The 18,270-nt window shown below is 43.6% G+C and carries 27 protein-coding genes and 1 tRNA gene; 2 read left to right on the top strand and 26 right to left on the bottom strand.

Features of this window, described 5'->3' with window-relative positions:
* Positions 1–9: 9 nt before the first annotated feature.
* From WC676_07610 to WC676_07585, 6 genes are all read right to left on the bottom strand, one after another.
* The gene (locus WC676_07610) at positions 10–324 is read right to left on the bottom strand and encodes a nucleotide pyrophosphohydrolase (protein MFA5060475.1); all 315 of its coding nucleotides are present in this window, start codon (positions 322–324) and stop codon (positions 10–12) included.
* Positions 305–1,000 carry an RluA family pseudouridine synthase gene (locus WC676_07605; protein MFA5060474.1) on the bottom strand — a complete coding sequence of 232 codons (696 nt, stop codon included), beginning with the start codon at positions 998–1,000 and terminating at the stop codon, positions 305–307. Before WC676_07605 ends, WC676_07610 begins: the two co-directional genes overlap by 20 nt.
* Before the next feature lies 1 nt (position 1,001).
* Complete coding sequence (locus WC676_07600) at positions 1,002–1,175, bottom strand: hypothetical protein (protein MFA5060473.1); 174 nt, start codon at positions 1,173–1,175, stop codon at positions 1,002–1,004.
* A 133-nt stretch (positions 1,176–1,308) separates the two neighbouring features.
* Complete coding sequence (locus WC676_07595) at positions 1,309–1,677, bottom strand: PilZ domain-containing protein (protein MFA5060472.1); 369 nt, start codon at positions 1,675–1,677, stop codon at positions 1,309–1,311.
* Positions 1,678–1,699: 22 nt separating this feature from the next.
* Positions 1,700–1,888 carry a hypothetical protein gene (locus WC676_07590; GenBank protein MFA5060471.1) on the bottom strand — a complete coding sequence of 63 codons (189 nt, stop codon included), beginning with the start codon at positions 1,886–1,888 and terminating at the stop codon, positions 1,700–1,702.
* A 61-nt stretch (positions 1,889–1,949) separates the two neighbouring features.
* A complete protein-coding gene (locus WC676_07585) occupies positions 1,950–2,303 on the bottom strand; it encodes a PilZ domain-containing protein (GenBank protein ID MFA5060470.1) in 354 nt (117 codons plus the stop codon).
* A gap of 167 nt (positions 2,304–2,470) precedes the next feature.
* Between WC676_07585 and WC676_07580 the strand changes: the two genes are divergently transcribed.
* Together WC676_07580 and WC676_07575 are read left to right on the top strand one after the other, a co-directional pair.
* Entirely contained in the window at positions 2,471–3,271 is an 801-nt protein-coding gene (locus WC676_07580) for an AAA family ATPase (GenBank protein ID MFA5060469.1), read from the top strand.
* 2 nt (positions 3,272–3,273) lie between these two features.
* On the top strand, positions 3,274–3,762 hold the full coding sequence (locus tag WC676_07575) for a hypothetical protein (GenBank protein MFA5060468.1): 489 nt from the start codon (positions 3,274–3,276) through the stop codon (positions 3,760–3,762).
* On the opposite strand, the gene aroB is transcribed toward WC676_07575, so the two are convergent.
* From aroB to accC, 20 genes are all read right to left on the bottom strand, one after another.
* Positions 3,759–4,853, bottom strand: a complete 1,095-nt coding sequence (gene aroB / locus WC676_07570) for a 3-dehydroquinate synthase (protein ID MFA5060467.1) — start codon at positions 4,851–4,853, stop codon at positions 3,759–3,761. The two genes, WC676_07575 and aroB, sit on opposite strands and share 4 nt — an antisense overlap.
* The gene (locus tag WC676_07565; GenBank protein ID MFA5060466.1) at positions 4,850–5,458 is read right to left on the bottom strand and encodes a site-2 protease family protein; all 609 of its coding nucleotides are present in this window, start codon (positions 5,456–5,458) and stop codon (positions 4,850–4,852) included. Before WC676_07565 ends, aroB begins: the two co-directional genes overlap by 4 nt.
* A complete protein-coding gene (locus tag WC676_07560) occupies positions 5,455–6,240 on the bottom strand; it encodes an SH3 domain-containing protein (protein ID MFA5060465.1) in 786 nt (261 codons plus the stop codon). Before WC676_07560 ends, WC676_07565 begins: the two co-directional genes overlap by 4 nt.
* Positions 6,241–6,243: 3 nt before the next feature.
* On the bottom strand, positions 6,244–6,522 hold the full coding sequence (locus tag WC676_07555; protein ID MFA5060464.1) for a small basic protein: 279 nt from the start codon (positions 6,520–6,522) through the stop codon (positions 6,244–6,246).
* Positions 6,522–7,184 carry an SPOR domain-containing protein gene (locus tag WC676_07550; protein ID MFA5060463.1) on the bottom strand — a complete coding sequence of 221 codons (663 nt, stop codon included), beginning with the start codon at positions 7,182–7,184 and terminating at the stop codon, positions 6,522–6,524. Before WC676_07550 ends, WC676_07555 begins: the two co-directional genes overlap by 1 nt.
* Positions 7,185–7,199: 15 nt before the next feature.
* The gene (locus WC676_07545; protein ID MFA5060462.1) at positions 7,200–8,270 is read right to left on the bottom strand and encodes an HD domain-containing phosphohydrolase; all 1,071 of its coding nucleotides are present in this window, start codon (positions 8,268–8,270) and stop codon (positions 7,200–7,202) included.
* Positions 8,230–9,402, bottom strand: coding sequence for a deoxyguanosinetriphosphate triphosphohydrolase (locus WC676_07540; GenBank protein MFA5060461.1), 1,173 nt, complete (start codon positions 9,400–9,402; stop codon positions 8,230–8,232). Before WC676_07540 ends, WC676_07545 begins: the two co-directional genes overlap by 41 nt.
* The gene (locus tag WC676_07535) at positions 9,381–9,872 is read right to left on the bottom strand and encodes an HIT domain-containing protein (protein ID MFA5060460.1); all 492 of its coding nucleotides are present in this window, start codon (positions 9,870–9,872) and stop codon (positions 9,381–9,383) included. Before WC676_07535 ends, WC676_07540 begins: the two co-directional genes overlap by 22 nt.
* A complete protein-coding gene (locus WC676_07530) occupies positions 9,865–10,356 on the bottom strand; it encodes a metallophosphoesterase family protein (protein MFA5060459.1) in 492 nt (163 codons plus the stop codon). Before WC676_07530 ends, WC676_07535 begins: the two co-directional genes overlap by 8 nt.
* On the bottom strand, positions 10,353–11,987 hold the full coding sequence (locus WC676_07525) for an ATP-binding protein (protein MFA5060458.1): 1,635 nt from the start codon (positions 11,985–11,987) through the stop codon (positions 10,353–10,355). Before WC676_07525 ends, WC676_07530 begins: the two co-directional genes overlap by 4 nt.
* Before the next feature lies 1 nt (position 11,988).
* The gene (locus WC676_07520; protein ID MFA5060457.1) at positions 11,989–12,678 is read right to left on the bottom strand and encodes a peptidoglycan DD-metalloendopeptidase family protein; all 690 of its coding nucleotides are present in this window, start codon (positions 12,676–12,678) and stop codon (positions 11,989–11,991) included.
* A gap of 12 nt (positions 12,679–12,690) precedes the next feature.
* Positions 12,691–12,762: transfer RNA gene (locus WC676_07515), tRNA-Gly, on the bottom strand.
* 29 nt (positions 12,763–12,791) lie between these two features.
* Positions 12,792–13,406: a thiamine phosphate synthase gene (thiE, locus tag WC676_07510; GenBank protein ID MFA5060456.1), complete on the bottom strand. Its 615-nt coding sequence runs from the start codon at positions 13,404–13,406 to the stop codon at positions 12,792–12,794.
* Positions 13,390–13,800, bottom strand: a complete 411-nt coding sequence (locus WC676_07505) for a thiamine-phosphate pyrophosphorylase (protein ID MFA5060455.1) — start codon at positions 13,798–13,800, stop codon at positions 13,390–13,392. Before WC676_07505 ends, thiE begins: the two co-directional genes overlap by 17 nt.
* The gene (rfaE2, locus tag WC676_07500; protein MFA5060454.1) at positions 13,797–14,282 is read right to left on the bottom strand and encodes a D-glycero-beta-D-manno-heptose 1-phosphate adenylyltransferase; all 486 of its coding nucleotides are present in this window, start codon (positions 14,280–14,282) and stop codon (positions 13,797–13,799) included. The genes WC676_07505 and rfaE2 overlap by 4 nt, the downstream gene beginning before the upstream one ends.
* Positions 14,279–14,851 carry a D-sedoheptulose 7-phosphate isomerase gene (locus tag WC676_07495; protein ID MFA5060453.1) on the bottom strand — a complete coding sequence of 191 codons (573 nt, stop codon included), beginning with the start codon at positions 14,849–14,851 and terminating at the stop codon, positions 14,279–14,281. Before WC676_07495 ends, rfaE2 begins: the two co-directional genes overlap by 4 nt.
* 19 nt (positions 14,852–14,870) lie before the next feature.
* Positions 14,871–15,905 (bottom strand): ATP-dependent 6-phosphofructokinase, encoded by a 1,035-nt coding sequence (locus tag WC676_07490; protein ID MFA5060452.1) that lies wholly within the window; start codon positions 15,903–15,905, stop codon positions 14,871–14,873.
* An 11-nt stretch (positions 15,906–15,916) separates the two neighbouring features.
* On the bottom strand, positions 15,917–16,531 hold the full coding sequence (gene amaP, locus WC676_07485; GenBank protein ID MFA5060451.1) for an alkaline shock response membrane anchor protein AmaP: 615 nt from the start codon (positions 16,529–16,531) through the stop codon (positions 15,917–15,919).
* A 28-nt stretch (positions 16,532–16,559) separates the two neighbouring features.
* Complete coding sequence (locus WC676_07480) at positions 16,560–16,910, bottom strand: Asp23/Gls24 family envelope stress response protein (GenBank protein MFA5060450.1); 351 nt, start codon at positions 16,908–16,910, stop codon at positions 16,560–16,562.
* A complete protein-coding gene (gene accC / locus WC676_07475; protein MFA5060449.1) occupies positions 16,897–18,270 on the bottom strand; it encodes an acetyl-CoA carboxylase biotin carboxylase subunit in 1,374 nt (457 codons plus the stop codon). Before accC ends, WC676_07480 begins: the two co-directional genes overlap by 14 nt.

The raw sequence follows: 18,270 nt of genomic DNA, 5'->3' as shown, positions 1-18,270 counted from the left end.
TAACACGCGTTAGCAGATCTTTCCGTGACGATACGGCCGTTTTTTATTACGTTCATACTTTTTAGCGATCTCTTCTTCAATATCAATATTTAGGCCGCCGCATAGATCAAGCAGGCGGATAAATGTATCGGCAAGCTCTTCTTTAAAGTTTTCTTGATCTTGCAGGCGATGCGCTTCCATCGCTTCGGCTAACTCCGTGACGATCAACATCAAAGCTTCACCAAGATTGCGTTCTTTGTCCCAAAATCCTTTTTCAACGGCGACCTGATGGCACATTTTCGCTAGTTCATTGAGGGCCTGGCCCTTAATCTTGATTTCTGACAAGAAATTCCTCCATATCTTTAGGCAAAGGCGCTATCACCTTCACCGTTTTGTTTAGAATAGGATGCCGCCACTGCAACTCTTGCGCATGTAACGCCACGCGGCGAAACTTAACGAGAAAATCCTTGCCGATCGCATATTTCCGGTCGCCTAAAAGCGGATATCCGATCTGGCTAAATTGGATACGGATCTGGTTCGTCCGGCCTGTTACAGGATAAACCTCCGCAATGGTAAATGCCTTTCTGATCTCCACAACATGATAACGCGTAATGGCTAACTTGGGCGGAAGATTTTGCGAATACCTTTGCTGGTCAAAATCTTTAACCGCACTGCGTATTTCCGCCTGCCTTCTCAAAAGTCTTCCGTTTAAAAAAGCGATATATTTTTTCTTAACATGACGCTTTTTAAACTCATCCATCATTAACTGCTGATGATGTTTGCCCTTGGCAAAAAGAATGATCCCGCTGGTATCGCGGTCAATGCGATGGCACGGATGCAGATAAGCACCTTTTTCTTTGGCAGAATACCAAGAATTAACGATATCAACAAGGGTATTTTTTTCTTTTTGGGGTGTGGGAATGACCAGAAGGCCTGCCGGCTTATCAAAAACCACGTAATAATTATCCTCATATAAAATAGGGATAATCCTTGAGCCGGATTCGATGAACGATCTTTGCATTTTACGATTGATCGGATGACGATTCTTCGTCTGAGCTAAATTGCTCTTGCAGCAAAGCTGTTAAGTGATTCAATTTCCTAATAATGATGATCGGAAAAACAATGATCCAAACCTGAAACAGCAAAGACAATAATAACTGAATGGGCGTTACGCTCACATTGATCGCATTTTCCATGATAAATTTCTTTTAGCCTCCCTTTTGAACAATGCCATCAATAGCGATGGATTCTTTGTTTAAATCAAACCCAACGAGATGGCAAATATAATGGTCGAGAAACATTGATCTGTGATCTAAAAAAAGGAAAAGGTTAGCTCGTCTTTGGCGCTAGAACGGATTCGATATAATCTTCAATATGCTTTCGGTCTTTTTCCGAAATATCATTAAAATAAATCGCCGCATAGCAAAAATCGCTCTGCGGCTGAGGATCTACGCGGACAACCACGCCTTGGCAGGATACACGCTTCGTTGTTGTTTTCTTATTTTTTTTGAATGGAAGAAGCAAATGGATCTTAAGCTTCGCCATCAGCTCAAGAGATTTATCAACTTTGCAATATGCCCCCGAACAGCTAAGATTTCTTGTCTCCGTGACAATATCGGCATCGGAGCCGGAGATCTTAAGGGCAATGTTATTATCCAGGCGCCGATGTTTACGTCGTTCTTGGGAATGATTGATCAAAGAAACGTTCCTTTGTTAAGGCCTACTCTTTGTCGGATTCTTTCGCAGAATCTTTCGTATTGGCGTTCTTAAAACACCTTTTATTGCAATAATATTTCCCGTTGCGGTAATATCGCTTGACCTTTTTCATCGGCTTGTTGCAGCCAGTACAATTCTTAACCGCTTCAACAACTTTTACCTCTTGCTTTGCTTCCTTTTTTTCTTCAGCCATGGTAGATATTATACTCCTTTCCTAGAGTTCATCAATAGGCCTTCGTGATTTTTAAAACTGGTTAGAACCGATGTGATCTGAGGTAACTGCGGATTCCTTCTCTTTGGACGGGGTCAACATTGGTAAATTCAACACCAACATAATACCGGTCGGAATACGGAATTTGTTGCAGCCAGGCTACTTTACCTTTCAAATCAACCACTGTGTCAATATTGGCTAGCTTCGTTTGGAGGATCATTTCGCTATGGACAGGAACAAAATCATCTATATTGATCTTCATTCCGGTTTCGCTGATGTCGCACGAAAGGCATCCACCGGACCTGCCGGCATCTCTGGCCTGGAAATGAACAGCTTCGTTAAACCGGGCTCGCCTGAATTGTCTTTTGTCGGTCTTTTCTTCCTCTGAAATAAACATGCCACGTATCCTTTTTAATGCAAACGCTTTTAACGTTTCATTTAGGATGCCGTGGCTTTCATCCACTTAGAGTATATCATGTTTTGTTTTAGCGGCAACTCTTTTTTTCTAAGCTAAAAATAAATCTGCCCTTTTCTTCAAAGGCCTCGCGTGATATAATCGGGCACATGTATAAAGCATTTTACGGACTCAAGGAAAATCCTTTTAGCATCACTTCCGACCCGAGTTTTTTCTATTCCAGCAGCTGCCATCAAGAAGCTTTTTCGCATTTAGCTTACGGCATTCAGCAAAGAAAAGGTATTTTAGTCATTACTGGTGAGATCGGAACCGGAAAAACAACGTTGTGCCGGGCCCTTTTAAATACGCTGGACAACCGCACGAAAACAGCCTTCATTCTTTATCCAAATTTCTCCGAACTTCAATTATTACAACTTATTATGAAAGACTTTGGGTTAACCCCAAAAAATAAGAACAAGGCCGCCCTTATTGAAGCTTTGAACGAATTTCTACTTCAAGAATCAAGTCATGGAAATAATGTTGTCGTTATCATCGACGAAGCTCAGAACCTTAAAGAAAGTCAATTGGAACAAGTGCGCCTCTTATCCAACCTGGAAACCGAAAAAGAAAAACTTTTGCAGCTCATTCTTGTTGGACAGCCGGAGCTTGGAGATAAGCTCAAACTTTCTTCCCTGCGCCAATTAAATCAACGCGTCGCGGTCCGTTACCATATACGCCCACTCGCTAAGGCAGAATTAAAGAACTATATTACCCATCGACTCAACGTCGCCGGCGCCTCCCGGGAATTGACATTCACGCCGGAAGCCGTTGAAGAGATATATCTTTATTCGTCCGGAACTCCCCGGCTCGTTAACATTCTTTGCGATCGCGCCTTGCTGGCCGGATTTGTTGGGGAAACATTTACCATTGATTACCATATGGTCAAAAAATGCATTGAAGAGGTCGGATAAAAATGAGCATTATTAACGAAGCTCTTAAAAAAACACAGGACCAACTCGCGCAAAAGATCCCGCAGGCCTCCCCTTCACAACAGCCTTCGGAAAAAAATCCCTGGATCTGGGGAACTGCTGTTTTGGTCGGAATTGGATTTTTGTCCTGTGGCTTAATATTTTTTATTTTAGTTTCATCAAAATCTAGGTCTGCCCAAACACCGACCAAGGAAACCCAAGCCGAAGAGCCTAAAGAAACAAATAAGCAAGGCGCGGTAACCATGTTCGCGCAACCACAGCCCCCCGCAGCCACAGAAGCCCCTTCATCCTCCTCAGAAGCCCTTGTTTTAAACGGAATTATTACCATGGAAGACGGCCATATGGCGCTGATCAATAATCAGATCTATAAGGCCGGTGAGTATATCGGAGAAAAACGCGTGGTGAATATTTCGGTCGATAAAGTGGAGATCTTAGACAAGGGCGAGATCATTACGTTGACGACGAAAAATTAAACCGACATCCTGCTTAAGATTGCCTGTCGGATAATTTCTTCGGGAATTCCCTGAACAACTTTTACAGAACCAATTTTCTGCGCCAAAACAAAACGATTCTTTCCCGATTTATTCTTTTTATCGCGGCGCATCCTTTCTAAAATACCGGAAAGAGAAACATTCTTGATCCGCTGCGGCAATCCGATCAAAGACAATAATTGATCAATACGCTTTGCATCTTTGACGTTTAACATTTTTAAACAAACCGAAATATCTGCCGCAACCCGCATGCCTAAACTAATAGCTTCCCCATGTTGATAATCTTCATAGCGGCTAGCCGATTCGATCGCATGGCCAACCGTATGGCCGAAGTTAAGAATGGTACGAATTCCTTTTGTTTCTTTTTCATCCCGAGATACAACATCCGCCTTGATCTTGCTGCAGCTGACAACAAGCCTATTTAAAGCAGACGTATCCGCCTTAAGCAATCGTTTATAACATCTAGCAATGTAGAAAAATAAGGCAGCGTCACGGATTATCCCGTATTTCACCGCCTCAGCTAACCCGTTTCGGATCTGGCGTTTGCTTAGAGTTTTAAGCAAGAAAACGTCGCTTAAGACCAATTTGGGCTGATGAAATGCTCCTACTAAATTCTTGCCTGAAGGCAGATCAACCGCCACTTTACCGCCGATGGCGGAATCGATCTGCGCTAAAAACGTTGTCGGAACCTGAACATAAGAAACACCTCGCTTATAAATAGCGGCTACATAACCGGCCAAATCACCGACAACGCCGCCACCAAAGGCAACAACAAAGATCTTTTTACCGGTATCGTATTTTGCGATCTTCGCTAAAAGCGCGGATGCCACGCTCAAAGACTTGCTTTTTTCCGTATCGGCAACCTCAAAGATCTGAACGGATAATCCGCTTTTTTCTAAACTTTGCGCTAAACGTTTTCCATAAAGTTTTTTTATGTAAGCATTGGTGATAACAACCGCGTCGGTCCCCAAGGAAAGAGAGCGAATGTATTGCCCTGCTTTCGCAAGAATACCGGAACCAACCATAATGTTATAAGAATTATTCTTAAGATTAACTTTGATCGATCGCGTCATGATACACCTAAAATATAAGTTCCCATTTTAACCAAAGGCCAAACAAGGCTTTCCAATAATCCTAAATACAATAACACAAAAACAATAAAAATCCCATAAGGTTCAAGCCGGCTGTAAAAATAGGCGTAGCGATTTGGCAAAAACCCCATCACCAGCCTCGACCCATCCAGCGGCGGAATAGGGACCATGTTGAAGATCGCTAAAACTAAGTTGATCTGGACAAATACACGGATCAACATCTCTGCTTCATTCGACACGTTAAGCCTTAACATTTGGCTGAAGAGAACAGCTAAAATAATATTGATCGCCGGTCCAGCGATCCCCACTAAAGCCATATCTTTTTTGGGATTTCGCAAGCCAAGGAAATTGACCGGAACAGGCTTAGCCCATCCAAACATCACCGGAGAATTGATCAAAAAAAGCATCAACGGAAGTAAGATGGTCCCATAAAGATCAATGTGTTTGATCGGATTTAACGTCAAGCGCCCCATCCGTTTTGCGGTCGGATCTCCCAAGCGGTTGGCCACCCATCCGTGAGCATATTCATGAAAGATGACTGCCGCAAGAAATAAAGCCGCGATCTTTATAAAATCAAACCAATTCATGGAGCTAATTCAATCTTAACAACGGAGATGATCGGATAGGTGAATTGACGGGTCGGATCCGGCGTGACATTTCCCTGCAGTTTAACTTTTCTTTTCACGAACGGATCGATAACTTCTTTAGCGCCGCGCAAGTAATAAACCGTTTTATTATCGACCGTCAGCTTGTACCGAAGATCTTTTGCCGGTAAATGCCGGCCCAGATCCTGGATCTGACCGACGGCAATAAATAATTCCGGCTCTTTGGGTTTTTCTGATTCCGGTTTTGGCCGTGGATAAATACTACGAGGAGGCTCGGCGATGACCTTAGGAGCAGGAATATCGGCAGATTTAAAAGCAACAAAATTGGCAGAAACCCAGCCATAAATGCCTTCCATTGGTTCGATCTTGCACCAGCCGGATTCCCTGGCTTGAACTTTTACTTTAGTATCGCGATCCAAGCGGCCGATCACATTAAATTTTTCTCCGGCTCCTGCCCGGACGTTAACATGATTTCCGGCAACAACACCCACGTCCGCGATGGTTGTCCTCACGAATTTATCGCTTATATACGCTAAAGACCCGTCCGGAAGTTTTATTCTATACCAATCGTAACTTTTCTCGACCACAACAACGTCCTGGCCATTTTTTAGCTGTCCCAGCTTTTCAAAGCTGATATCCTGGCCGGAGCGCACATTAACATTATCTTCGGTGATCGTGCCAAGGAAAGGAAATTGCTGCTCTGCCCATGCGTTGACGCACAGAAAACACAACACCAATAACAAGCAGACGCTTCTGAGGGTCATTCGTTATTTTTTGGTTTTTGCATCCGCGGCTGAAGCAGCGGCTGCAGTTTTTGCGGCAGCAGCTGAACCGGGAGCGGCAGCCGTTGCGCTTTCGGGGGCAGCGGCTTTGGCAGCTTTTTTAGCTTTAATGCGAGTAACTCGTGTTTTAGGTAAACCGGTCACATCGTGTTTATCCGACCAAAGCCCTTTTTTCATTAGGTCTTTAATACGTTCAATGCGCGACAAAACAGAACGTTGTTTGGCCGCCGCCGGATCAATTCTTAAAGAGGGGTGTATCGACATTACAATCTCCTTACTAAACAGTCTTTGTATGTTTGTCTTAATTTGCTCAGCAATGCTTTTGCCTGGCCTTCATTGGAAAACTTTCCGACACAAATGATAGCATAATTTCCCTTGGGAAGCACAAAAATATCATGCCCCTTGCCTGTAAGGCGTCCGGCTTCTCTGCGGGCAACCTCGATCTTTTTATACGAAGCCACTTGGATGGTATAAGCGCCCGAGGAAAGTTTAATGTCTTGACGCGCAACAGCCGGAGAATTAACAGCCGGTAACAATTTTGCAATTTGTTGATTTTTGTTCTGGGCGGCAACGATCGGCAATGCCGTTTTATTGACAACTAATTGTTTTGTCGTCACCGCTTTGGTATTCATCGTTATGACTTTATTGTCACTGGGAGAAAATACATTTTTTGAATTAACAGCCGGTGTTGGAGCGGGAATTTCTTTTATACTTTTAGGCGTTGCCACCGCAATTCTTTTGCCTCTTTCAACACCAAAAGAAAACGAAACAATAACGCTTAAAAGAACAAAAATACCTACGACCGCAACATTTTCTAAAGAAAGCGTAAGGCTGGAAAAAAAGTATCTAGGTTTTTCTTCTTTTTCCGTATGTCCCGCAGAAGCCGGAAATAGTTCGAATTGCGATTGCTTATAATTAATATTCATATGTCTATTATTAATTTATTTCCGGATCAAACTCAAGTACTTTCTAAACTTTTTTTGCTTAGAAAGTTCGTGGAAGGCTTCAACAACTCTGGGGTCGAACTGCGTTCCGCTGTTTTTCTTTAATTCGGACAAGGCGCTTTCCAACGACAGCCTTTTTTTATAAGGACGCCCGCAGATCATCGCCTCAAAAGCATCAACAACGGCGATCACGCGAGCACCCAGCGGGATCTGTTCCCTTTTTAGCCCGGAAGGATATCCGGTCCCGTCGTATTGTTCCCGATGATAAAGAATGATCGGCAAAACAGGCTTTAGAAACTCGACGGGTTTGATGAGCTCCGCGCTTTGGGCGGGATGATTACGGATAACTTTAAATTCTTCGGCCGTAAGCCGGCTGCGTTTTGAAAGAATTTCAAACGGAACATCCATGGAACCCGCATCATGCAGCATGCCGGCGTATTCCAGGCACTGGATATCCGCGTGACGCATATTAAGTTTTTGCGCTAACATTTTTACAATGGACGAATATCCCGGAATATGCTGCAAAGAGACGTGCCCTTGTTTTTCCAAAAGTTTTCCAATGGATTGAATGCTTCCCAAGATGATCTTTTGTTGGCCTTCGTAAAGCTGAAGATTCTTGATCGCCGTAACCGCCTGTTCGGCGATCACAGATAATATTTCCCTGTCAAAATCATTAAATGCCGGCTGACGATTATTGCGGCGGATAAAAATAGCGCCGATATTATCTTCACCGACTAAAGGCAAACCGATCAAACGCTTCTTGATGATCGTTTCTCCGAGAGCAACAGCACTTTCTTCCTGAGGGACTTTTTCGATCTCTCTTTTTTCTTCGATCCACATATTGATGCGGTTATTGAACGCCGCGATCAAAACGATCCTTCTTTTGATGGGATCAAGGATATAGATATACGACGCGTCGGCACGGATAAGCTGGCAAACCAACCGCGTTAAGCGCAGTAAAAGTTCTTTTGTATTAAACGTCGAATTAACCAGCCGGTAAACCATATGCACGGCCGATAAAACGAGTTTATACCTTTTCGTATGGGTCAAAGAGTTTTTTGTGCTCATCTAAAGCAAACCTATCTGTCATTGCGGCGATATAATTACAAATGATCTTATACTTCTCCATCTCTGAATAGTTTTCGCTTCTATTGTAAACCGAATAAGGAAGTTGCTGGGGATTATTCTCGTAAACACGAAATAGATCCTCAATGATCCGTCGCGCCTTATCGGTCATTCGCACAACACGATAATGCTCATACAACTTCTTGTGCAAAAGCTTTTGAAGTTTGTCGCGCTCCTCTTTCATAAGATCGCTAAATGCGATAACCGGCGTGTGCTTATTCTTGAGATGATGTTCTTTGACTTCACCGGATGAAGCAAAAGAGCATTTTTCAAGATTGCTCTGTGACTGCGTCAAGAGATCTTTCATCTGGACGTCGATGAGAGCCCGGACAATCTGATACTTGAACATCTCTTTATCAACGTTTACTGGAACTAATTTTGAAGCCTTTTGCCATAGAGTACTTTCTTTTAAGTCGTCGGCCGTAATGCACCCGGACGTTAATCCATCATCAATATCGTGCGATAAATAAGCTAAGGCATCCGCAATATCAACGACCTTCGCCTCCAAGACCGGACCAACATGCTTTAAATGCGCGATATCTTCGCTTTTATCATAGTTGGTTTCGTGCTTTAGGATCCCGACACGAACCTCTTCACTTAAATTAAGCCCAATAAAATCAGGATATTTTCTTTCGTAACGCGTCACAATTTCAAAACTGCGTAAATTATGATTGAAGCTCCCCGCCTTAGCTTTTTCCATAATATCGTTTAACGTATTTTCTCCTGCGTGGCCGAACGGCGGATGGCCCAGGTCATGCGCCAAAGCGATGGCTTCGATCAAATCTTCATTCAAGCATAAATTGCGCCCAATGGTGCGCGCGATCTGCGCCACTTCGATCGTGTGCGTCAAACGAGTGCGGTAATAATCCCCTTCAAAAATAGTAAATACTTGAGTTTTATATTCGAGCTTGCGAAATGCTTCGCAGTGAACTATTCGGTCGCGGTCTCTTTGATAAGCTGTTCGGGTAGGGTGATCTGGCTCTTTATAAACGCGCCCGGCAGAGTCTTTGCTTTTCATCGCAAAACAGGCGAGATTCTTTTCTTCTAAGGCTTCTATTTCTTGGCGTGTGCGCATTTTTTTAAAACTTGATAAAGCATATCTAGTGACTGAGAAATAACTTTTGTGTTTCCTGTAATCGGCATGAAATTCATATCGCCCATCCATCGGGGAACAATATGAATATGAATATGCCCCGGAAAACCTGCCCCAGCGGCGCGCCCAACATTAATGCCGATATTAAATCCCCGGGGAGAAAGAGCGCAGGCAATAACATTTTGTGTTTTTTCCATTAGCTGAAATAGGTCTGCTTTTTCCGCAGAAGTCATTTTTGAAAGATCATTGACATGACGGTTCGGCATGACCAGGACATGGCCGTTATTGTACGGATAAATATTTAGCACGCTAAACGAATGCTTCGTCCGCAAAAATACATAATTTTTCTTATCATCTTTGCTGCGCTGGATCCGGCAGAAAACACAACCCTTCGTTTTCTTAGCTAGGCTTGAAACATATTTGAGGCGCCAAGGCGCCCAAAGTTTATCCATGCGCAGCATCCTTTATTTTTATGATCTTCCCGGTGATCTCCTCATCAATATCCAAAATGCCGTAAGAACAACACGGAGCAAAAACATGGTCATTGGGGCTTCCCGGATTAAAATATAAAACGTCGCCGATTCTTTCATTCATCGAGCGATGCGAATGGCCAAAAATAACCACATCAACTTTCTTATTTTTGAATTCTTCTTTGACGACATCCAATAAACCTGCCGGAGCCCCTTCCCCGTGAAAAAGCCCGATAGAAAACTTTCCGCATTTGATGATCTGGCTGCGCGGAAAGATCTTTCTGATATCAGCGCCGTCCATATTTCCGTAAACGCCTTTTAATTCCTTAATGCTTTTTAATTGTTCAATGACATCAACCGAACAAAAATCTCCCGCATGGATAATAAAATCGACTTTTTTAAAGTCCTCCAATGGCTGTTTTGGGATCGGTTTAGAATGCGTATCGGAAATAATGCCTATTTTCATCGGACAATATAAGGTTTATCGTAAAAATTAAGTAACGTATTTAATTCACTTTCGCTCCAGATCCACATCTTTTCCTGAAGCGCCTTAAGCCGCGCATTATCATCAAGCTCATTAAGCGAAATGATCAAGCGCCGCTGAGGCTTTTCGCTTAAGTTTGCTGATTCCGCGAGAAAAGTATTCACGTCCATTTCCTGTAAAGTAGCCTCTTTGAGGACAATGTACCAAGCGCCCTCGCCGCTGGAAGCCTTGATCATCTGAAAATTTTTATTTTCGAGGCCTTTAAGCGGAACAGCCACGATCTTTTCAAAAAGAGGCAGTTTATATTTTCGGCCGTTGATTTGGAATGCCTCATTATCAAAACAATGCAGCAATTCCACAACGCGCGACGGCAGATCTTTTTGCGAAACATTTCGAAAATCATTAACCAAGCGCTCAAATTCTTCATGGAACAAGCGCTTCTGCCGGTCTATTGTCCCGTCGACCGCCTTAAGACGCTTTTGATAAACATATTTGATCCAATATCTAAAAAGCTTGTCTTGAAGATAATAGAAATTCCCGTTACGGATAACAATGCCCTGCTCAACTAATCGGTTAATTTTTTGCAGCGCCAAAGGCTTTTTGATTTCCAAGTCCTTGATGATGTCTTCCAACTTGTGTTTTCCTCCCGCAAGCGCGAAAAGGACGGGTGCGATCATCCGATTGTTTTTACTGCAAAGTTGTGTCACTAATAATTCAAAGTGGCGCCCTAAAACACCCCAAGGATTAAAAATGGTATTTTCAATGGCCTGGATCAGAATAGGCAAATAAATTTCTTCCTGACGATGAAGTGCGCTAAGAGCCGTTAACTCCTGGCAAATATAACTTAAATAAAACGGATGGCCTCCGGTAAAATCCACTAAAAAGTTCTTTAAATTCGCTCCGATCTTGATCGGCCCTAAATGCGACTGAATAAATTCCTGGCTGGTCTTCAGATCAAACGGTTCGACGTTCACAACTTCAAAGTTACCGAACAAAAGAGAGAGCTTTTCCGTTAAGATCTTTTTAGCGAGCGCTTCTTGCGAGCTTGCCACGATATAAAGGCAGCGCTTTTGCGTCATGATCTTTTTACCAAGCTCTTGAAAAGCGTTTGGAATGGTAAGGTCTTCCAAATTATGGAATTCATCGATCATCAAAATGCAGAATTTCCCCGCCTCGAGAGTAAAGACTTCCGGCAAAGAAATAAGGTCACGGTACGCTTCCGCTATTTTACCCTTTAAGAAATTTGCTTGGATCTTTTTGATCGATTCGATCGTCTGTGGAATAAATTTCTTGGTTGACTCGATCAAGAGGTCAAGATCGTCGTGCAACGGAAGGCCTTTACAACGGGAAAAATTATACAACAGGCTTGCCGAGAATTTCGTGAACACATAATCAGATTCGCTGTTATCAAGATCGAGATAGATCTCGATAATATCTTTATCGTCTAAATCATGGATAAATCTTCGCAGAATAGAACTTTTGCCCACATAACGGTTCCCCAAGAAAGCAACGTTTTGCCGATAGCCTTCTTTAAGGTCGATCACACGCCTTTTAAGAAGCTCTAGAACCGATTTTCGTCCAAAGAAACTATTTTCAATTTCAAATGTGTTCATATTATGGCAAATAATAAAGCGGATTTTTAGATTGACCGCCCTTTCGGACTTCAAAATGCAAAAATGATGACGGATCATTCTTCTCTAACAACGCAATGGCGCTACCCCGAGCAACACGGTCGCCAACTCTCGCCGAAAGACGTGTATTTTTTCCGTAGACAGTAAAAAAGCCGTCCCCGTGGTCTAAAATAATGGTCTGCGCATAACCTGTTAAAAAATCGGCAAAAACAACTTCTCCGCCGCGAGCCGCGCAAACAATTCCTTCGCCTTCAAACTGGATATCAATACCGCTATTGATCTCAGCGCCTTTAGCATCACCAAAATAAGAAATAACTTTACCCTTTAGCGGCCAAAGAAATTCAGTATCGCTTGCGGTATTCGGACCGCTTGCATCCGTTGTGGTCTTTTTTTCGTTTTCCGCGCCGGGAATAAAAATAAGCTGGTCTTTTTCAATATGGGCGACATTCGGAATACGGTTACTTTGAATGATATCATCAACATCAACGCCGTAGAGTTTAGCGATGCGCCAAAGCGTTTCGCCAGGTCTAACCTTATGGTAAATTCCCTGTTTTGAGATCTTTGATGCGGAAGGCTGGTCGATCTTATAATCCGCCGTGCTGACACAACCAGCAATGAGACTGATCAAGGAAAGATTCACAATGACACCGATAATATAAATCCTAAATTTCATTTAATTCACATAAGCGAGGGACGGGAATTGAACCCGCTGCGTTCAGCTTGGGAAGCTGACATTCTACCGGTGAATTACCCTCGCAAAATCCTTAAAAAGATTGTTATTAAAAATCACTTTAAAGCACGTTTAAAACTGCTAGCCGCTTCGGCAACATTTCTTGCGCAACAGATCGCGCGGCAAACAGCAACTCGGCGGACACCTAGCCGGCTTAAAACCGCAATATTATTCAAGTCAATACCGCCGATAGCAAAAACAGGAATTTGAACACCCCGGACAACACGGCGCAGCAATTTAAGATCCATCGGGCTTCGCTGTGGTTTTGTTTTTGTTTTGAATACCGAGCCAAAACCAATATAATCGGCGCCTTCTTTTTGCGCCGTAATCGCCTGGGCCAGCGTTTGGCAAGAAACACCGATTACAGCTTTTTTCCCTAAGATTTTGCGCGCAACGAAAATAGGCAAATCATCTTGGCCCAAATGAACACCGTCAGCGCAGCTTACCAAACTTAAATCCACGCGATCATTGACGATATAAAGAGCGCGCTTTCCTGTTGCCTTCTTTATTTTTGCCGAGAATTTTAATATCTCGTCCGCGCTTCCCTTTTTATCGCGCAACTGAATAATGCCAACCCCATTTTTAACTGCTGTAACCGCAATATTAAAGAGCTGTGGATAGCTATTAACTTCCCTATCCAAGATCAGATAAAAGTTAGAATTTTTGAACAACTTTTCTTTCAATGGCGTAAATGGAATATCGAATCTTCTTTAGATCTTGTGCCGAACGGCTTCGCTTTAATTTCGCAAATTCCTCCAAAACCCTTAAGGATTCTTTGGCGCGCTGCGAATTCGCGTAAAAAATGTCCTGAATATTCTTGCGCTTAAGCTCGGACGAAAAAGTTTTCTTTCCCACATCCCCTTCAATATCGCGCGCGTTGATCATAAGTTTAATACCCAGCAAAGACAACGCGCCCGACAACTGATGGCGCAATGTTTTATATGCACCGGACAACTTACCGTCATTTAAAACAAAGCGGCAAACATCTTCACAAACCCTTAAACCCTCTTTGGCCCGGTTAAAATTCGCGTCAATGAGCCGATGAACCGCATCCGTTTTGATCATGCGCACTTTTTTAACAAAGAGTTAATGATATTTGTTGTTGAAAAGTGGTCAAGGAATTTAATGAATTCAACTTTTCCACCGCATGACTTTACAATGTCAGCTCCGATAATTCCTTTATGCTTCCAGTCGGCTCCTTTGATCAGAATATCCGGCTTTAAATTCTTAATGAGATCATACGGCGTTTCTTCCGAAAAGATCGTCACGTAATCAACGCACGCCAAAGCCGCTAAGACTCCGGCCCGGGCTTTTTGCGTAACGATCGGACGGTTTTTTCCTTTGATCTTTTTCACTGACGCGTCGCTATTAAGCCCGATGACTAAAATACGGTTATGGTTTTTAGCTTTTTGTAAATACGTCACATGCCCCAAATGCAAAATATCAAAGCAACCGTTGGTAAAAGCAATTTTCTTTCCCTTCTTGCGCCAAGAAGCGACTTTTTTCTTAAGTGTTTTTACGCCAACGATTTTTTCTGCTGAATTCATTTTTTAGAGAAATGGTTTTCGACGATTTCACAAATCACATGCGCAATGCAAATATGCGATTCCTGGATCCGAGCCGTCACAGACGAAGAAGCAATAATGCTAATATCAGTAAGCGAGGCAAGCTTTCCCCCGCCACACCCGGTCAAGGAAATAGTTTTGATCCCCATCTTCTTGGCTTGTTTAACGGCCGCGATAACATTCTTTGAATTTCCGCTGGTTGAAATAGCAATGACAACATCATTCCGCTTACCTAATCCTTCGATTTGACGGGCAAAGACGAGATCAAAATGATAATCATTCGCAAGCGAAGTTAGAACGGATGTGTCTGTGGTAAGCGCAATGGCAGGGAGAGATTTGCGTTCTTTTTGAAAACGGCCGATAAATTCCGCGGCAATATGCTGACTGTCAGCCGCCGAACCGCCGTTACCAAAAAGGATCAGCTTTCCGCCGCGCTTAAACGACCTGATTATCTCATCAGCGGCTAAAGCAATGTTGTTTAAATTTTCCTGAAGCGTCTTTTGCTTAACTTCAATGGACTCGGCAAATCGACGACGAATTAAATCTTTCATAAGCAAAACCTAATAACTTTTAAGCAAAAAAGACCTTGGCAATTTCATAAAGGTCAAGGTCTACGGTCTTTCGCGTCCGCACAGCTTCTTCAATATCAACGAAACGGACTTTATTATCCCTAAGGCTCACCATCTTGCCAAATTTTCCCTCTTTAACAAGCTCAACCGCCTTAACACCAAAGCGAGTTGCTAAAATACGGTCAAATGCCGATGGGCTTCCTCCGCGCTGGATATATCCTAAAACGCTAACGCGTGTTTCATATCCGGTATTTTTTTCAATGATCTTCGCAATGGCTTCGCCAACTCCGCTGTAACGGCGCTCTCCGAATTGATCGACCGTCTCGCTGTAGCCCATTGGCATGGTTTGGTCTTCGATCTTGGCGCCTTCCGCTACAACGACGATGCTGAACATTTTTCCGCGTTTATGACGATTGCGCAGTGATTCGCAAACATCTTCAATTTTCGCCGGAACTTCCGGGATCAAAATAACATCCGCCCCGCCGGCAATTCCCGCCTCCAAGGCGATCCATCCGGTATAACGGCCCATAACTTCAACGACCATAATGCGATGGTGGCTTTCTGCCGTGGTGTGAAGACGATCAATGCATTCGGTCGCAATATTGACCGATGTATCAAAACCAAAAGCATAATCAGTTCCAAAAAGTGCATTATCAATAGATTTCGGAACCCCAACCACATGGAGACCTTCCTCGCGATAAAGATGAAGCGCTACCTTAAGTGTCTCTTCCCCACCAATGGCGATAAGCGCGTCCATGCCGCTTCGCTTATAATTTTCTTTGATCTTCTTTATTTCTTCGGGATTTTTTAAAGGATTGATGCGGCTCGTGCCAAGGATCGTACCGCCGCGGTCGAGGATGCCAGAGGTGGTGCGCAGGTCTAAAATACGCATATCATTTTCGATCAAGCCGTTCCAGCCGTTTTTAATACCCGAAACGACATAATCTTCGTTTGCGGCTTTGCGGACAATGGCGCGGATAACTGAATTTAGCCCTGGACAATCAGCCCCGCCCGTGAGAACACCGATCTTGCGCATAATTTTACCTTTTAAATATCACGATATCCGTGAAACGGAACTGCCGGTTCGATCTTATCGTCAAAATCTGATCGGCCGCGTTTGTGCTTAACTTCTTCGGAAACGATCTTTGAAATATGAACACGAACGATCACAGCCTCATCAACGCCGAGCATATCCTGCACTTTACTTTTAGCTAGCTCTTGAAGCCGTGTTGTTGCTTCAGGAATATTGACATCCGCTTTAAGCGTTAAACGCATTTCAACTTCAATGCCTTTTTTTGTTTTGACAATATTCGCCGCCCTGACTTCTCTAACTTCCGAGATCTTGTAAACCAATCTCTTGATGAAATCTTCCATAGCAACTAAAGAGATCGTCACCCGTCCCGAAGGATTATCAAAAGCAATGGTCCGTTCTTTTTGCCGGGCTTCCGACATGATCCGCTCGAACATAAGACTGATCACCATCAACATCCCCGAAGTAACGCCAACGATGGTGCCCAGACGCGGTTGGCTATAGATCAGGTCCATGTAGTACTTCACATCATCCAACATGAACGTGTGCGTCACGAACAAGATCACAACACCGCAACCGATGGAAATCGTTAACACGTAAAAATAGATCGCGATCTTCGTAAAAAGCCTCATGGGCCCTCCTGCTTAATTAGAAATATTTTTATGGATCCCGCTTAACGCCTTGAACATTGACTCGGATTTCTTTTAAATCGACATCCGCCATTCTTTCAATTGCTAATTTCACGGTGCTTTGGACTTGCTGAGCTGTATCGGCAATATTAACACCGTAACGGACTTCAATATTGATCTCGATCGCGATCTGACGGTCGCGGTCGATCGTCACAGCAATACCGGAATGCGTTTGCTTTCCCACAAATTCCAAAAAACGGCTTTTAAAATTTTTAGGAATAAGGCTTACGCTGCTAACATCTCGGATCGCCGAAACCACAATATCGGCAATAGCGCGTTGATGAATTCCGACCGAACCAAAATCAATTTTATTTTCTTCCATCTTTACTAGCCTCAGTTTCCGTTTTTGCAAGTTTTTCTAAGAAATGGGTTGAAACCTGCCCTTTAAGAAATGACGGATTATTCAATATTTCAATATGTAAAGGAATTGTTGTCTTGATAGGGCTGATATAAAATTCTTCTAAGGCGCGTAGCATAATCCTGATGGCTTCATCTCGATTTCTACCGTATGTGATGAGCTTAGCAACCATCGAATCGTAAAACGGGCTAATGACGTAGCCGGGATAAATATGCGTGTCGACTCGTACGCCCGGGCCACCGGGCAAATTCAATGATTCAATTTTTCCCGGGCACGGCATAAAATTATTTTCCGGATCTTCGGCATTGATGCGGCATTCAATAGCGGCACCTTTGAGCTTCACGTCATCTTGTTTGATCTTAAGCTTGGCCCCGGCAGCTAAACAAATTTGCTGCTTAACAATGTCGATCCCGGTTACCATTTCAGTCACGGGGTGCTCCACTTGAACGCGTGTATTCATTTCCATAAAATAAAATGAACCGTCCGAATCAAGCAAAAACTCAATGGTCCCTACTCCCCGGTAATTAACAGCCTTGGCGCCCTTAACCGCCACTTCGCCGATCTTACGGCGCAGTTTTTCATCTAAAGCCGGCGAAGGGGATTCTTCCAATAGCTTTTGATGCCGGCGCTGAATACTGCAATCCCGTTCGCCCAAATGAATAATATGGCCGTAATTATCAGCCATGATCTGAAATTCCACATGGCGCGGATCATTAATATATTTCTCAATGTAAACTGCCGGATTACCAAACGCGACTTCGGCTTCATTCTGCGCTAATGTTACCGAACTGACCAAGCTAATATCATTATGACAAACGCGCATGCCCTTACCGCCCCCGCCGGCTGCTGCTTTAATAATGACGGGATATTTTATCTTCTTGGCGATCTTAATGGCCTCTTCTTTGCTTTTAACGGTCGAATCGCCTCCGGGACAAAGCGGAACACCGATCTTTCGCATAGTTTCGCGCGCCGCAACTTTATCGCCCATCGCCCGGATCGTTTGCGGCGTGGGACCGATAAATGTAATGTGGCACGATTCGCAGATCTCGGCAAAGTGGGCATTTTCAGAAAGGAAACCATATCCGGGATGGATAGCTTCCACATCGGTAATTTCGGCAGCGGAAATAATAGCGGGAATGTTTAAATAACTTTCTTTGCTGGGGGCATCGCCGATACAAACTGCTTCGTCGGCAAAGCGCACATGAAGAGATTCACGATCGGCTTTTGAATACACTGCTACGGTGCGGATATTGAGTTCTTTGCACGCCCGAATGACGCGCAAGGCGATCTCGCCTCGATTAGCAATCAGTATTTTAGAAAACAT

It is taken from the genome of Candidatus Omnitrophota bacterium (assembly GCA_041649175.1).
Lineage (GTDB): Bacteria > Omnitrophota > Gorgyraeia > Zapsychrales > JBAZNR01 > JBAZNR01.
Note: the sequence above shows the minus strand (reverse complement) of the source record. Positions and strands in the feature narration are given on the sequence as shown.

What these genes read in the sequence shown, in the direction of transcription:
- WC676_07605 (MFA5060474.1), bottom strand. Translation starts at nt 1,000, where the DNA reads ATGCAAAGATCGTTCATCGAATCCGGCTCAAGGATTATCCCTATTTTA.
- WC676_07600 (MFA5060473.1), bottom strand. Translation starts at nt 1,175, where the DNA reads ATGGAAAATGCGATCAATGTGAGCGTAACGCCCATTCAGTTATTATTG.
- WC676_07590 (MFA5060471.1), bottom strand. Translation starts at nt 1,888, where the DNA reads ATGGCTGAAGAAAAAAAGGAAGCAAAGCAAGAGGTAAAAGTTGTTGAA.
- WC676_07585 (MFA5060470.1), bottom strand. Translation starts at nt 2,303, where the DNA reads ATGTTTATTTCAGAGGAAGAAAAGACCGACAAAAGACAATTCAGGCGA.
- WC676_07580 (MFA5060469.1), top strand. Translation starts at nt 2,471, where the DNA reads ATGTATAAAGCATTTTACGGACTCAAGGAAAATCCTTTTAGCATCACT.
- WC676_07575 (MFA5060468.1), top strand. Translation starts at nt 3,274, where the DNA reads ATGAGCATTATTAACGAAGCTCTTAAAAAAACACAGGACCAACTCGCG.
- aroB (MFA5060467.1), bottom strand. Translation starts at nt 4,853, where the DNA reads ATGACGCGATCGATCAAAGTTAATCTTAAGAATAATTCTTATAACATT.
- WC676_07565 (MFA5060466.1), bottom strand. Translation starts at nt 5,458, where the DNA reads ATGAATTGGTTTGATTTTATAAAGATCGCGGCTTTATTTCTTGCGGCA.
- WC676_07560 (MFA5060465.1), bottom strand. Translation starts at nt 6,240, where the DNA reads ATGACCCTCAGAAGCGTCTGCTTGTTATTGGTGTTGTGTTTTCTGTGC.
- WC676_07555 (MFA5060464.1), bottom strand. Translation starts at nt 6,522, where the DNA reads ATGTCGATACACCCCTCTTTAAGAATTGATCCGGCGGCGGCCAAACAA.
- WC676_07550 (MFA5060463.1), bottom strand. Translation starts at nt 7,184, where the DNA reads ATGAATATTAATTATAAGCAATCGCAATTCGAACTATTTCCGGCTTCT.
- WC676_07545 (MFA5060462.1), bottom strand. Translation starts at nt 8,270, where the DNA reads ATGAGCACAAAAAACTCTTTGACCCATACGAAAAGGTATAAACTCGTT.
- WC676_07540 (MFA5060461.1), bottom strand. Translation starts at nt 9,402, where the DNA reads ATGCGCACACGCCAAGAAATAGAAGCCTTAGAAGAAAAGAATCTCGCC.
- WC676_07535 (MFA5060460.1), bottom strand. Translation starts at nt 9,872, where the DNA reads ATGGATAAACTTTGGGCGCCTTGGCGCCTCAAATATGTTTCAAGCCTA.
- WC676_07530 (MFA5060459.1), bottom strand. Translation starts at nt 10,356, where the DNA reads ATGAAAATAGGCATTATTTCCGATACGCATTCTAAACCGATCCCAAAA.
- WC676_07525 (MFA5060458.1), bottom strand. Translation starts at nt 11,987, where the DNA reads ATGAACACATTTGAAATTGAAAATAGTTTCTTTGGACGAAAATCGGTT.
- WC676_07520 (MFA5060457.1), bottom strand. Translation starts at nt 12,678, where the DNA reads ATGAAATTTAGGATTTATATTATCGGTGTCATTGTGAATCTTTCCTTG.
- WC676_07505 (MFA5060455.1), bottom strand. Translation starts at nt 13,800, where the DNA reads ATGATCAAAACGGATGCGGTTCATCGGCTCATTGACGCGAATTTTAAC.
- rfaE2 (MFA5060454.1), bottom strand. Translation starts at nt 14,282, where the DNA reads ATGAATTCAGCAGAAAAAATCGTTGGCGTAAAAACACTTAAGAAAAAA.
- WC676_07495 (MFA5060453.1), bottom strand. Translation starts at nt 14,851, where the DNA reads ATGAAAGATTTAATTCGTCGTCGATTTGCCGAGTCCATTGAAGTTAAG.
- WC676_07490 (MFA5060452.1), bottom strand. Translation starts at nt 15,905, where the DNA reads ATGCGCAAGATCGGTGTTCTCACGGGCGGGGCTGATTGTCCAGGGCTA.
- amaP (MFA5060451.1), bottom strand. Translation starts at nt 16,531, where the DNA reads ATGAGGCTTTTTACGAAGATCGCGATCTATTTTTACGTGTTAACGATT.
- WC676_07480 (MFA5060450.1), bottom strand. Translation starts at nt 16,910, where the DNA reads ATGGAAGAAAATAAAATTGATTTTGGTTCGGTCGGAATTCATCAACGC.
- accC (MFA5060449.1), bottom strand. Translation starts at nt 18,270, where the DNA reads ATGTTTTCTAAAATACTGATTGCTAATCGAGGCGAGATCGCCTTGCGC.